Source organism: Lentzea albidocapillata subsp. violacea (genome assembly GCF_900100275.1).
Classification (GTDB): Bacteria; Actinomycetota; Actinomycetes; order Mycobacteriales; family Pseudonocardiaceae; genus Lentzea; species Lentzea violacea.
In genome coordinates, this window is record NZ_FNET01000015.1 from 136,046 (window position 1) to 149,224 (window position 13,179).

Here is a 13,179-nt window from a genome sequence, read left to right on the forward strand (position 1 = left end):
GTCAGGGAAGCCACCCGGCAACGGGTCCTGGACGTCGTCGCGGGGCTCGGCTACCAGCCGAACCGGGCGGCGGGCGAGGCGGGTACCTCGGTGTTCTTCTGCGACAGCAGGGAGGACCCGGACACCGAGGCCGAGCTCGTGCGGACGATGGCGACACAGGTCGACGGGTGCTGTGCGCGTCGCTGCTGTCCGACGACACGATCGCCGAACTGGCGGCGGTGACCCCGCTGGTGCTGATCAACCGCATCGTGCCGGGCGTCTCGTCGGTGCTGATGGACAGCGCGTCCGGCATGGACCAGGTGGTCGCACGCCTGGAGTCGCTGGGCCACGAGGACTACGTCTACCTGGGCGGGCCTGCCGCGGCGTGCTCACTCGGGCCGAGGGAGTCGCTTCGGGTGACTCCCTCACGCAGCCGATGAGTGATGTCTAGTCGTAACCGCGAACGTGCCCGTCCTCGTCGGCGAGAATTTCGTAGCCGTCCATGCCCAGCTCCTTCCGTTGGTGTCTGACCCATAAACAGTAGAGCCTCAGACGCGTCCTGTGGAGTGAATTTATATCGCAACCGGGGTAGCCGCCGATAACCCAGAGGAGTCGTGGTGACGGCTCTATCTCGATTCCGAAGCGTCAAGAACGGCGCAAGAATCGACTGATCACCTGCACGCAACAAAGCGTTCCCGGACGTAACAGGAAATCGATTCAGTGATCGTGAAAGTCCTGGAAGACAGGTATGGCGAATCGCGCCGTTACGACTACGCGAAGAGTCAGTGCGACCCGGCGGTCTCCGTGACCGCCCTCAGCGCCGCGACCACGGCCGAGAACGGCGGCAGGAACGGCTTCGCGGCCGGCACCTCGCCGAGCCACCGCACCCCGCCCCCGTCTATCCGCGACGGTGGCAACGGCACGAGCGTCCCCAGCCGGTGGGTCAGCGCACCCCGCGCCCGCAACCGGATCAGGTTCACCTGCGACGCCTCGTCGGCGGACTCGGTGAGGATGAGCCACCGTCCGGGAGCCGCCGCGGCCGAAGGCAGCACCACCACCGGACCGCCCAGCATCCGCACGGACAGGTAGTGCTGCACCTCCTCACCGATCCCCGCCGCCAGCTCCACGGCGGACACGGTGTGATCGGTGGTCAGCAGCAGCCGGTTCTCCGACCGCAGCACCAGCCATCCCCAGCCCGAGCAACGCTCGAGCGCACCGGCGAACGTGTCGAGCCGCGGCAGAACTCCGGACGGTAGTACTCCCTTAGGCGAGTTCATGGATCTCACCCTCACTTGTTTCAGTACGGTGTAACTCCGATCACACGATTTGACTCTCCGCCGCCATGAACTCACTATCGGCCCGCCATCGGCACACTCGAACGGGGCTGGAGAGCGTGAGTCACCTGCGGGAACGGCATGTCACCATGATCGCGCTGGGAGGCGTGATCGGAGCGGGCCTCTTCGTCGGGACGGGCGCCGGTATCGCGCTCGCCGGACCGGCGGTGCTCATCTCGTTCGGTCTCGCCGGAATTCTGGCGTTGCTCGTCCTGCGCATGCTCGCGGAAATGGCGGCCGAGTATCCGAGCGGCGGCGCGTTCTCCGTGCACGCGGAGAAGGCGATCGGGCCGTGGGCCGGTTTCACGGTCGGCTGGACGTACTGGGCGGCCGTCGGTGTCGTGCTCGCGGTCGAGGCGACCGGCGCGGCCAAGATCGCGTCGGGATGGCTCCCGGCGGTCCCGCAGTGGGCCTGGGTGCTGCTCTTCATGAGCGCGCTGACCGCCGTGAACCTCGTGGGTGTCCGCAACTTCGGCGAGTTCGAGTTCTGGTTCGCGGGCCTCAAGGTCGCCGCGATCGTCCTCTTCCTCGCACTGGGAACGGCGGCCATCGCGGGCCTGCTCCCCGGCGTCGACTCCCCCGGCACGCAGAACCTGAGCGACTTCCTCCCCCACGGCTGGGGTGGCGTCATCGCCGGGTTCATGGCGGTGGTGTTCGCGTTCGGCGGGCTGGAGGTCGTCACGATCGCGGCCGCCGACGCCGAGGACCCCCGGCACGCCGTCAAGAAAGCCGTCCGGACGTCCATGACCCGGCTGCTCGTCTTCTACCTCGGCTCGATGGCCGTCGTCGTGACGCTCCTGCCGTGGAACGACTCCGAGGTGGGCGCCAGCCCGTACGTCGCGGTGCTGAACCGGATCGGGATCCCGGCGGCCGGGCAGATCATGAACGTCGTCATCTTCGTGGCTCTGCTGAGCGCCATCAACGCCACGCTCTACGGCGCCGCCCGCATGCTGAGCTCACTGGCCGAACGCGGCGAGGCCCCGAAAGCCCTGCTGACCAAGAAGAACGGCGTGCCGCGCAACGCGGTGCTGGCCTCCACGGCGTTCGGGTTCTTCTCCGTGCTCCTCAACTACCTGTGGCCGGACACGGTGTTCCTGCTGCTTCTCAACGCGGTGGGCTCGGCGCTGCTGGTCGTCTGGGCGTTCATCGCGATCTCGCAGATCCGGCTGCGCCGCACGATGGCGAACCCGGCGGTCCCCATGTGGGGTTATCCGTACCTCTCCTGGCTGGCGCTGGCCGCGATCGCCGGCATCATCGTGCTGATGCTGAGCGACGAACAGGCTCGCGGGCAGATCCTGTCCACGGGCGTGCTCGTCGCCGTCGTCGCGGCGGTGGCGCTGGTCAGGTCGGCATTGCGCCTGCGCCACCACGACCGATCACAGCTGAAATGAATTTCACCATTTCCTACTGGATTTGCCGGTGATCCCAAACCATAGCTCGACCGAGCGAATTCTCCGCGATCAGGCCGATCGGCTCTGCGGAGTCAGCAGTTCGTTGATGGAATCGAGCGAGATCCCGAGTGCGCCCGCGAGGGCGGCGATGGTGAAGAACGACGGCGTGGGGGCACGTCCCGTTTCGATCTTGCGCACGGTCTCCGCGGACAGGCCGGCCCGGGCCGCGATCTCGACCATGCTCGCCTCGCCGCGGGCGTCCCGCAGCAACTGACCGAGCCGCCTGCCACGCTCCCGCTCCAGCGACGTCAGTGGGATGCGCACCATGGCTGCGGATTCTACGCGAATCAGGCGCACGGCGTGGCGTGAGAAAAGTCCGTTGCGAGCCCGGACGAGCTCGACGTAGGTTCGCTGTACACACGAGAGGAGGTGGTCCGAAGTTGTATAGCAACAGGACTCGTGAGGTGGCTGTCCGATAGGACCGCCTTTTGGTGACGCCTAGTCGTAAACCCAGGCAGCCACCCGGCCCCCGGACTTCGAGCGCTGGTCCCGCTCGGCCTGCTCGCGCAGGAGTCGTCCGGGGGTTGTCCCGTTTCAGGACTCCCGCACGGCCTTCAGGTCCGCGACGAACGCGTCGAACGCTTCGGTGAAGTTCTCCGCGCGCACGACGGACGACGGGTGCACCGTCACCCCGACCCGCAACCCGTCGTGGTCCAGCACCTGACCGCGGTGCTCGGTCAGCTTGAACGACGGCCCCAGCACCGCCTTGGCCGCCACGGCCCCCAGCACGACCACAAGCCGGGGCCGCACCACCCGGATCTCCTCGCGCAACCACGGGAAGCACGCCACGACCTCGCTGCGCCGGGGCTGCTGGTGGATCCGGCGCTTCCCGCGCTCGGTGAACCGGAAGTGCTTCACCGCGTTCGTCAGGTACGCCTTCGAACGATCTATGCCGGCGGCGTCGAACGCCTTGTCCAGCAACCGCCCGGCGGGCCCGACGAACACGTGCCCCTCGGTGTCCTCGCGATCACCCGGGCACTCGCCGACCACCATCAGGCGGGCCGGTACCGGCCCCTCGCCGAACACCGTCTGCGTCGCGTCCCGGTAGAGCTCGCAGCCGTGGCACCCCGCGGACGCCGAACGCAAAGCCGCCCAGTCCGCCCCCTCAGGGACGTACTGGGCGGCATCCGCGGTCTTGCCAGGACTCCTACTTGTCCGAGCGGAAGGCATCCTTGACCTTCTCGCCGGCCTGTTTGATGTCGGCCTTGGCGCGCTCCGCGCGGCCCTCGGCCTGCCACTGCTCGTTGTCGGTGGCATCGCCGACGGCTTCCTTGGCACGACCCTTGAGTTCTTCGGCCTTGTTGTCGAACTTCTCATCGGCACCCATGCAACCCGGTTACCCGGCGAGCACCGCCCGAAACAGTTGATCCCGAAACAGTTGATAAGGTGATCACTCGCGGTTGAGAACCCAGCCGCAGGCCGATGTGACGGCTTGCCCTGGGTGTGCCCGCCCTTCGCAATGCAGCTCCAGAGCACCGTCGTCACACCGGCATGCCGCTGTGACATGACGACGCGAAAGGAGCCGGCGGTGTCGTCCGCGAGAATCACCGCCCTCGAGGCCGAGGTGGCGGGGCTGCGCAAAGCTCTGGTGTCCCGGACTGTCATCGGGCAGGCCACAGGCCTGATCGCCGCACGCAAACCCTGCACACCCCAGCAGGCTTTCCAGCTGCTGGTGCACATCTCCCAGCACCACAACATCAAGCTGCACGTCGCCGCGGACCGGCTGGTCATGGCGTTCGTGCAGGCCTACCTGGGCCGGCCTGTCGACCTGGCCGACCAGATGCTGTGGGATCACGCCGACGCGACGACGGCGAACGAGTCCGGCGGGAGCGACGAAGGGTTCGCCGAGGAGGCGAGCAGCACTTCTCCGTGAGGCAGCGGAACGGGGGTCGTGCCGAGGTTCACCACCACGCGGATCGCTCCGCGGTGCAACACGAAGCACTCCCCGTTCTGCGTCACGACGAACCGGTCCAGTCGCGGGTCGGCCAGCTCCGGGCGGGAGCGCCGCAACGCGATCAGGGCTTTGTAGGTCTCCAGGACCTTGGCGTGGTCGCCTTCCCCTGCCTCGTCCCAGCGCAGACGCGAGTTCTCGACGGTCTGGGGCGACATCGGGTCGGGCACGTCGGACTCGCCCCAGCCGTGCCGCGAGAACTCACGCCGCCGGCCGGTCCGGACGGCCTCCGCGAGCTGCGGGTCCGGGAACGACGCGAAGAACTGCCACGGAGTGGACGCCGCCCACTCCTCCCCCATGAAGATCATGGGCGTGTACGGCGAGGTCAGCACGATTGCAGCGGCACACAACAACTTCCCCGTCGACACGCTCGCGGGCAACCGGTCGCCGGTGGCGCGGTTGCCGACCTGGTCGTGGTTCTGCGTGTACGCGAGGAACCGGTAGCCGGGGATCAGCGCGGTGTCGACCGGCTTGCCGTGGTGCTTCTCCCGGAACGAGGACCAGGTGCCGGCGTGGAAGAACACTTTCTCCAGCGTGTTCTGCAACGCTCCCGGCGCCGCGAAGTCCTCGTAGTAGCCGAAGGTCTCGCCGGTCAGCGCGACGTGCAGGCAGTGGTGCAGGTCGTCCGACCACTGCGCCTGCAGGCCGTAACCACCGGCTTCGCGCGATGTCACGAGCCTGGCGTCGTTCAGGTCGGACTCGGCGATCAACGTGAGCGGACGGCCGACGGAGGCCGACAGGGCGTCCACCTCGGCGGCCATCTCCTCGAGGACGTGGGTCGCCCGCTGGTCCGCCAGCGCGTGCACGGCGTCGAGCCGCAGGCCGTCGACGTGGAAGTCCCGCAACCACTGCAGCGCGTTGTCGATGACGTACCGGCGCACCTCGTCGGAGCCCGGCCCGTCCAGGTTCAGCCCGGGGCCCCAGTCGTTGCGCCCGGCGAAGTACGGCCCGAACTTGTCGAGGTACGCGCCGGACGGCCCGAGGTGGTTGTAGACGACGTCGAGCAGCACGGCCAGACCACGCGCGTGGCACGCGTCCACGAACCGCTTGAACCCGTCCGGCCCGCCGTAGGGCTGGTGGACCGCGCCCCACAGCACGCCGTCGTAACCCCAGCCCTCGGCGCCGTCGAAGCTGTTGACCGGCATGACCTCGACGAACGAGATGCCGAGGTCCACCAGGTGGTCGAGCTTGCCGATGGCCGCGTCGAACGTGCCCTCCGGCGTGAACGTGCCGATGTGCAGCTCGTAGATCACGCCACCCGGCAGCGCCCGGCCGGTCCACGTGCTGTCGGTCCACGCGAACTCGTGGGTGTAGACCCGGGAGGCCTCGTGCACCCCGCCCGGCTGCCACAGCGACCGCGGATCCGGGTACGCGTGGCCCTCGATGACGAACGCGTAGTCCGTGCCTGCCGGAGATTCGGCGGCGGAGTGCCACCAGTCGCCGTCGCGCTTCATCTCGTGATCGAAGCCGTCGACGCGCACGTGCACCGACTCGGGCGTCGGCGCCCAGACGGAGAAACTCACTGATCCCCCTGCACCAGCAGCGCTACCGGATAGGTGTCGAGCAACGACGCCAGGTCCTCCGTCGCCGGACGCCCGGTGAGGACGTCGGTCCACTTCGTCCCCGGCAGCGGCAGAACCGTGTCCTGCCAGCCCTTCTGCTCCAGTCCGACGGGCAGCCGCGTGGCCACCGTGATCACCCCGGACCGCTCGAACGCCAGCACGTGCCCGGCGGCCGGGCCCTCGGCGTGCAGCGGCCGGTAGCCGTGCAGGCCGCGCTTGCGCACGTGCAAAGCCTTCTGCACCACGAGGAGCTTGGCCGCGCCCGAGTCGTCGACCTCCGGCAGCCAGCCGGACTCGATGCGCGCCAGCAGGTCCCGGCGCACGTCGTAGTCGACTGGCCTGCGGTTGTCCGGGTCGACCAGCGAGAAGTCCCACAGTTCGGTGCCCTGGTACACGTCCGGCACGCCCGGTGCGGTGAGCTGCACCAGCTTCTGCCCCAGCGAGTTCGACCAGCCGGGCACCTTGATCCGTTCTGCGAACGCGGCGACCTCGGGCTCGTTCAGCGCCTTCGCCGGCCACGCGGCCACCTCGGCGTCGAACTCGGCGTTCCGGTCGACCCACGAAGTCCTGATCTTCGCCTCGCGCGAGGCCTTCTCCAGGTACTGGCCCAGCCGGTCCTCGGTGAGCGGCCACGCGCCGACGACCGACTGCCACGCCAGGCGGTTCAGCGTCGGTTCGGAGATGCCGTGCTTCTCGCTCATGGCTGTCTCGAACGCCAGGTAGGCGTCCGGGATCTCCGCCAGCACCGCGAGCCGTGCCCGTACGTCCTCCGAACGCTTCGTGTCGTGCGTCGACAGCGCCGTCATCGCGGCCGGCTCCGCGGACTCACGCCGGGCCGCGCGCTGGTGGAACTCGCTGACGGGCAGGCCGAACCTGTCCGGCGAGCCGCCGACCTCGTTGAGCGCCACGAAGTTCGTGTACCGGTAGAACGCCGTGTCCTCGGTGCCCTTCGCGACGACCATGCCGGACGTCTGCTGGATCCTGGTCGCCAGCTCGCCGTGCGGATCCGCGCGGACCTGCTCGTCCAACGCGCGCACGGCGGGCGACCTGCTCAGCCTGACCGCGGTCTCCCAGTACCGCAGGCCTTCCGGCAGGTACGACCGGTACACCGGGAAGTTGACCATCACCTCGGCGACGGCCCGGCACGCCTGGTCGAACTCCACCCCGTCGACGAGGCGCGCGATCCGGCGCACCTCCGCCACCAGGATCGAGTCCGCGACCTGCTGCCGTGAGGCGTGCTCGACCGCGTGGAAATCGCCGGCGTAGGCGTCCGTGGGCGCGATGAACACACCGCAGATCTCGCGCAACGCGTCGTAGCCCGTGGTGCCGTCGACCGGCCAGCTCTGCGGCAGCGACTCGTCCGGCCCGAGGATCTTCTCCACGACCAGCCAGCCGTCGAAGTGCTCGCGCAGCCGCCGGAAGTAGCCGCCGGGGTCGGCGAGCCCGTCCGGGTGGTCGATGCGCAATCCCGTGACACCCCACGACAACACCGCGCGGTGCGTCGCCTCGAACACCTCGGGGTCCTCGACCCGCACCGCCGCGAGCTCGGTGATGTCGAAGAACCTGCGGTAGTTCAGCTCGGTGTTCCCGCGCCGCCAGTTCGCTTTGAGATAGTGCTCGTGGACCTCGTCGGGAGCGTCCTCGGCCAGCACGGGCAGCAGCACCCTGCCCGATGACCAGTCGATGTCGAAGTACCGCGCGTACTTCGAGGCCTGGCCGTGCGCGAGCACGTCCTCCCACCACGGGTTCGGCACGACCATGTGGTTCGGCACGATGTCGACCACCAGGCCGAGGTCCAGCGCCTTCAGCCGGTCCTGCAGCGCGACCCGCCCGGCGTCGCCGCCCAGCTCCGGGCGCGCGAGCGTCGGATCGGTGACGTCGTAGCCGTGGTTCGAGCCCTCCCGCGCGTCGAGCATCGGCGACCCGTACAGCGCGCCGACTCCCAGGCGCGCCAGGTAGTCCGTGATGCCGGCGGCGTCGGCGAAGGTGAACGACGGGGTGAACTGGACGCGGTAGGTCGAGGACGGCGTGCCCATCAGCCGACCCGCTGCAGCACGACGAGCGATCGCGCGGTCAGCACCAGCCGCCCGGACGCGACGATCGGCTTCTCGTTACCGCCGACCTCCCCGGTCGTGGTGTCCACGACGACCCTCCACTCAGGACCGTACTCGGGATCGGGCAACGTGACCTGGATGTCCTCGTGGTGCGCGTTGAACGCCATCAGGAACGAGTCGTCGACCACCCGCATGCCGCGCGAGTCGAGGTCCGGGATGCCCTCGCCGTTGAGGAAGACGACGATGCACCTGCCGAAGTCGTCCTCCCAGTTCTGCTCGGTCATCTCCTCGCCCGCCGGCGTGAACCACGCGATGTCGCGCAGCTCCTCACCCTTGCGGATCGGCCGGCCGGCGAAGAACCTGCGGCGCCGGAACACCGGGTGCGCCTTGCGGAACGCGGCGAGCGCCGAGGTGAACTCGGCCAGCTCGGCGTTGGCCTCCAGCAGCGACCAGTCGACCCACGAGACCTCGTTGTCCTGGCAGTAGGCGTTGTTGTTGCCGTTCTGCGTGCGGCCGAACTCGTCGCCGTTCACGATCATCGGCACGCCCTGCGACAGCAGCATCGTGGCCATCAGGTTGCGCCGCTGCCGCCGCCGGAGCGCGAGGATCTCCTCGTCGTCCGTCGGCCCCTCGACGCCGCAGTTCCAGGACCGGTTGTGGCTCTCGCCGTCCTGGTTGTCCTCGCCGTTGGCCTCGTTGTGCTTCTCGTTGTACGACACCAGGTCGTTCAGCGTGAAGCCGTCGTGCGCCGTCACGAAGTTGATCGACGCGTAGGGCCGGCGGCCGTCGTCCTGGTAGAGGTCGCTGCTGCCGGTGATGCGCGACGCGAACTCGCCGAGCGTCGCGGGCTCACCACGCCAGAAGTCGCGGACCGTGTCGCGGTACTTGCCGTTCCACTCCGTCCACAGTGGAGGGAAGTTGCCGACCTGGTAGCCACCGGGCCCGACGTCCCACGGCTCGGCGATCAGCTTGACCTGCGACACCACCGGGTCCTGCTGCACGACCTCGAAGAACGTCGCCAGCCTGTCCACGTCGTAGAACTCGCGCGCCAGCGTCGCCGCGAGGTCGAACCGGAAACCGTCGACGTGCATCTCGGTGACCCAGTACCGCAGCGAGTCCATGATGAGCTGCAGGGTGTGCGGCGAGCGCACGTTCAGCGAGTTGCCGGTGCCCGTGTAGTCCGTGTAGTACTGCGGTTCGTCGTCCTCGAGCCGGTAGTACGACTCGTTGTCGATACCGCGCATCGACAGCGTCGGCCCGAGGTGGTTGCCCTCCGCCGTGTGGTTGTAGACGACGTCGAGGATGACCTCGATGCCCGCCTGGTGCAGGGCCCTGACCATGCCCTTGAACTCCTGCACCTGGTTGAGCGGCAACGCCGAGTAGCCGTCGTGCGGCGCGAAGAACCCGATCGTGTTGTAGCCCCAGTAGTTGCTGAGCCTGCGCTCCGCCAGCGTGTGATCGCTGATGAACTGGTGCACCGGCATCAACTCGACCGCGGTGATGCCGGTCCTGACGAGGTGGTCGATCATCACCGGATGCGCGAGACCCGCGTACGTGCCCCGCAGGCGCGGCGGGATCTCCGGGTGGTCGATGGTGAGACCGCGAACGTGCGTCTCGTAGATGACGCTCTCGTTGTACGGCGTCTTCGGCAGCCTGTCGTTCGTCCAGTCGAAGAACGGGTTCACCACCACGGACTTCGACACGTAGGGCGCGGAATCCTCGTCGTTGCGCTCGTCCGGCGACCCGAACTTGTACCCGTACAGCGCCTCGTCCCACGACAGGCCGTTGGAGATGGCCTTGGCGTACGGGTCGATCAGCAGCTTGTTGGGATTGCACCGCAGGCCTCGCGCCGGGTCGTACGGGCCGTGCACGCGGTATCCGTAGCGTTGGCCGGGGCCTACGCCCAGCAGGTAGCCGTGGTGGACGAAACCGTCCACCTCCGGCAGCCTCACGCGTGTCTCCGCGCCGTCCTCGTCGAAGAGGCAGAGCTCGACGTACTCCGCGACTTCGGAGAACAGGGCGAAGTTGGTGCCCACGCCGTCGTAGCCGGCGCCAAGCGGGTAGGACCTACCGGGCCAGGGTCGCACAATGCTCCTCGTCACAAAAAACTAGCTACCGAAATGACCCTATCCGTGCAACAACGGCGTGGCATCACGTCGCTGTGGCACGGCAGGCCGGGTTGTCAGCTGATCCGGTTTGCCCGGTGCGGGGTCGACGTTTCAAGGCCACCAGCCCGCGTGCAGCGGGTCTTCCGGTGCGTCGGCTCGGCCTTCACCGCACCACGAACCGAGGGGGGTCTTGGACGACGGGAACCAGGCCACGACCGCACAAGTACCCCGCCGACGCGATTTGTACTCCTGCCATCGCCGGAACTCCGCGAGCGGGAGCTGACGCGGCGAGGCGCGCGCGAACCTCGCGGCACCACGGTGCGCGGGCAACGCCCGCACCGGGGCCGGGTTCGGTGCGAACCGGTAGGCCTGGTGGACGATCACACTCGAACCCTACGAGCGGGCACCGACGATTCCGGCCCGCTGCGGCAAGGTTCTCACGAGAGTGGGAGCGGCTTTATTCGATCGTGTGATCGTCACCCGCCGGCGACTACCGGACGCAGTCAAACTCCTTCGTGCGCCAGCACCAACTGGCCGCGGGCGGCGGTCAGCAATGTGCGGGCTTCCTGGATCTCCACGTACTTCAGGTGTTCACACGCGGCCTGCGCACACGCCAGCGCGTGCTGCAGGGCGATGTTGTCGTCCACGGGACCGGCGTCCCGCAGCGCGTCACGCAGGGATTCCTCCGCGCGCCGTGCCCCGACGACCGGGTCGCCGAGCGCGGTGGGCCTCACCGAAGCGAGGACCTGCTCGACGGCCAGTTCAAGCACGCCGGTCGATGTCCGGGTGCCCACGGCTGAGCTCATTTGGTACGCCACCTCCAAGAACGTTCGTCTTCCGCCGTCCGGTGACGGCCTTAGGGTACTCCTCAGGTCTATGACCTGCCGTTACGCAAAAGTTTCATCTTCCGCGGTTGCGGAGCGGCCGGGTGATCTCCCGGACGCGGGGGAAGAACTCGTCCAGTACCACCGGCAGGGGGATTCTCCAGTTCGGGTGCTCGTCGATCGTGCCCGGCACGTTCGGCTGCCGGGTTTCCCGCAGAGCGTCCTGAGGTGAAGTCAGGACCAACGCGCAGGGTGCCTGCGCGAGCAGTTCGTGGGCGCCCTCGACCCGGTCGGCGGGCTTGATGCCCTCCTGGCGCATCAGCTCGTCGAAGTCGGGGCCGTCCGGTCCGGCGAAGAACGTCGCCGCGGTCGGCAGGTCGTGCGTCGAGATGCTGGCCATCTGGTTCGGGTTCCACTGCGACGGCGGGATCAGCGGGTGCCCCTCGGCGTAGTAGTCGCGCTGGAAGTAGAGGACGGCGCTGGTCAGCATGCCGTTCTCCTGCAACGTCTTCGTGACGATCGGTTCGACCGTGCCCAGGTCCTCGCCGACCACGACCGCGCCCGCCCGGTACGCCTCCAGCGCGAGCACGCCGAGCATGGCGTCCGCGTCGTAGTGGACGTACGTGCCGCGTGACGGCGGTTCGCCCGGCGGGATCCACCACAGCCGCCACAGACCCGCGACGTGGTCGATGCGGATGCCGTCCGCGTGCTGCAGGACGCTGCGCAGCACCTGCCGGAACGGCCGGTAGCCGGTCTCGGCGAGCCTGTCCGGGCGCCACGGCGGCAGGCCCCAGCCCTGGCCGTCCGCGCTGAACGCGTCGGGCGGCGCGCCCACCGTGACGTCGATGGCGAACGCGTCGGGGTCGGCGAACGTGTCCGCGCCACCCGGATCGACGCCCACCGGCAGGTCGTGGATGACGCCGACGGCCATGCCGGCCTCGTGCGCGGCGAGCCGGACGTCCTGGAGCTGGCGGGTGCAGAGGTGCTGCAGCCAGGCGTAGAACCCGACCCGTTCGGCGGGTGGGTCGGCGCGGTCGGCCGGCCACCGGCGCCAGTCCTTGCCGTGGATCTCGGCGAGCGCGCAGTAGGTCGCGAACTTCTCCAGCTCGGCGTCCATCTCGACCTCGCCGCCGGGGAAGAGCAGCTCCAGGGCCTGCTTCTTCGCCTCCCACACGGCGTCGTAGTCGATCAGGTCCTGGTTCGCGGGCTTGAGGTCGCGGATGAGCTGCCGGGTGCGCGGGCAGGCCTGCAGGAACTCGGCCGTGTCGGTGACGCGCAGGTACAGCGGGTTGACGAACCGGCGGCTGGTCGGCGAGTACGGCGAGCGCTCGACGGGGTGTGTCGGGCTCGGCGCCTGCACCGGGTTGACCAGCACGACCCCGGCGTCGAGTTCGAGGGACGACCTGCGGGCGATCGTGGCGAGGTCGGCGAAGTCGCCCATCCCCCACGACTCCTTCGACCGCGCGGCGTAGAGCTGCAGCATCCAGCCCCACGTGCGGGGCACTTCGGGCAGCGTCCTGGGCGCGACGGCGAGCGTGACGGTCTGGTCCTCGGTCACCACGCGGTGCCAGCCGAGCGGCACCGAGTCCGGGACGTGCCGTTCGACGGCGAACGAGGTGCCGTCCTCCAGCTCGATGGTCGCGGGCCCGCTCAGGTCGTACGTCTCGTACTCGCGGATGACGATCGTGGACGGGAGCTTCCGCTCGGCCCTGCGCCGCTCGACCTCGGCGAGCTCGCGGGCGACCGAGTCCTCTGTGGACGCGTCGACTCCGAACTGGGCGAGGATCTTGACCACGACGTCGCGATCGACCGAGACCTCTTGCTGGTCCGCGTTTTCGTACCGAGTGGCCACGCCCCAAGCGTCCGCCAGCCGCGTCACCGACTCCTCCACAGGTACAAGCTATGTCACAGCTCGG

General features: G+C 68.6%; 13 protein-coding genes. 3 read left to right on the plus strand and 10 right to left on the minus strand.

Features of this window, described 5'->3' with window-relative positions; all coding sequences use genetic code 11:
• Positions 1 to 167 precede the first annotated feature (167 nt).
• Positions 168 to 419 carry a type 1 periplasmic-binding domain-containing protein gene (locus BLR21_RS29130; RefSeq protein WP_090010900.1) on the plus strand — a complete coding sequence of 84 codons (252 nt, stop codon included), beginning with the start codon at positions 168 to 170 and terminating at the stop codon, positions 417 to 419.
• Positions 420 to 761: 342 nt separating this feature from the next.
• Here the strand turns inward: BLR21_RS29130 and BLR21_RS29135 are convergent, their stop codons facing one another.
• The gene (locus BLR21_RS29135) at positions 762 to 1,256 is read right to left on the minus strand and encodes a hypothetical protein (protein ID WP_090010903.1); all 495 of its coding nucleotides are present in this window, start codon (positions 1,254 to 1,256) and stop codon (positions 762 to 764) included.
• 116 nt (positions 1,257 to 1,372) lie between these two features.
• Between BLR21_RS29135 and BLR21_RS29140 the strand changes: the two genes are divergently transcribed.
• Positions 1,373 to 2,704, plus strand: coding sequence for an amino acid permease (locus tag BLR21_RS29140; RefSeq protein ID WP_256334999.1), 1,332 nt, complete (start codon positions 1,373 to 1,375; stop codon positions 2,702 to 2,704).
• 69 nt (positions 2,705 to 2,773) lie between these two features.
• On the opposite strand, the gene BLR21_RS29145 is transcribed toward BLR21_RS29140, so the two are convergent.
• The 3 genes from BLR21_RS29145 to BLR21_RS29155 all read right to left on the minus strand — a co-directional run bounded on the left by BLR21_RS29145 (position 2,774) and on the right by BLR21_RS29155 (position 4,091).
• Positions 2,774 to 3,031, minus strand: a complete 258-nt coding sequence (locus BLR21_RS29145) for a helix-turn-helix domain-containing protein (RefSeq protein ID WP_090010909.1) — start codon at positions 3,029 to 3,031, stop codon at positions 2,774 to 2,776.
• Positions 3,032 to 3,298: 267 nt separating this feature from the next.
• Positions 3,299 to 3,934, minus strand: a complete 636-nt coding sequence (locus tag BLR21_RS29150) for a UdgX family uracil-DNA binding protein (RefSeq protein WP_090010911.1) — start codon at positions 3,932 to 3,934, stop codon at positions 3,299 to 3,301.
• Positions 3,912 to 4,091: a CsbD family protein gene (locus tag BLR21_RS29155; RefSeq protein ID WP_090010912.1), complete on the minus strand. Its 180-nt coding sequence runs from the start codon at positions 4,089 to 4,091 to the stop codon at positions 3,912 to 3,914. The genes BLR21_RS29150 and BLR21_RS29155 overlap by 23 nt, the downstream gene beginning before the upstream one ends.
• Before the next feature lie 201 nt (positions 4,092 to 4,292).
• Here BLR21_RS29155 and BLR21_RS29160 point away from each other — a divergent pair, with 201 nt between their 5' ends.
• On the plus strand, positions 4,293 to 4,637 hold the full coding sequence (locus BLR21_RS29160) for an ANTAR domain-containing protein (protein ID WP_256335000.1): 345 nt from the start codon (positions 4,293 to 4,295) through the stop codon (positions 4,635 to 4,637).
• On the opposite strand, the gene treZ is transcribed toward BLR21_RS29160, so the two are convergent.
• From treZ to BLR21_RS29190, 6 genes are all read right to left on the minus strand, one after another.
• A complete protein-coding gene (gene treZ, locus BLR21_RS29165) occupies positions 4,556 to 6,238 on the minus strand; it encodes a malto-oligosyltrehalose trehalohydrolase (RefSeq protein WP_090010914.1) in 1,683 nt (560 codons plus the stop codon). The genes BLR21_RS29160 and treZ overlap by 82 nt on opposite strands.
• Positions 6,235 to 8,313, minus strand: a complete 2,079-nt coding sequence (gene treY, locus BLR21_RS29170) for a malto-oligosyltrehalose synthase (RefSeq protein WP_090010916.1) — start codon at positions 8,311 to 8,313, stop codon at positions 6,235 to 6,237. The genes treZ and treY overlap by 4 nt, the downstream gene beginning before the upstream one ends.
• Positions 8,313 to 10,418, minus strand: a complete 2,106-nt coding sequence (gene glgX / locus BLR21_RS29175; protein WP_090010919.1) for a glycogen debranching protein GlgX — start codon at positions 10,416 to 10,418, stop codon at positions 8,313 to 8,315. Before glgX ends, treY begins: the two co-directional genes overlap by 1 nt.
• 132 nt (positions 10,419 to 10,550) lie before the next feature.
• Positions 10,551 to 10,823: a hypothetical protein gene (locus tag BLR21_RS29180; RefSeq protein ID WP_090010920.1), complete on the minus strand. Its 273-nt coding sequence runs from the start codon at positions 10,821 to 10,823 to the stop codon at positions 10,551 to 10,553.
• Positions 10,824 to 10,942: 119 nt separating this feature from the next.
• Entirely contained in the window at positions 10,943 to 11,245 is a 303-nt protein-coding gene (locus BLR21_RS29185; RefSeq protein WP_090010922.1) for a hypothetical protein, read from the minus strand.
• Between the two features lie 94 nt (positions 11,246 to 11,339).
• Complete coding sequence (locus tag BLR21_RS29190; protein ID WP_090010924.1) at positions 11,340 to 13,154, minus strand: 4-alpha-glucanotransferase; 1,815 nt, start codon at positions 13,152 to 13,154, stop codon at positions 11,340 to 11,342.
• Positions 13,155 to 13,179: the final 25 nt, after the last annotated feature.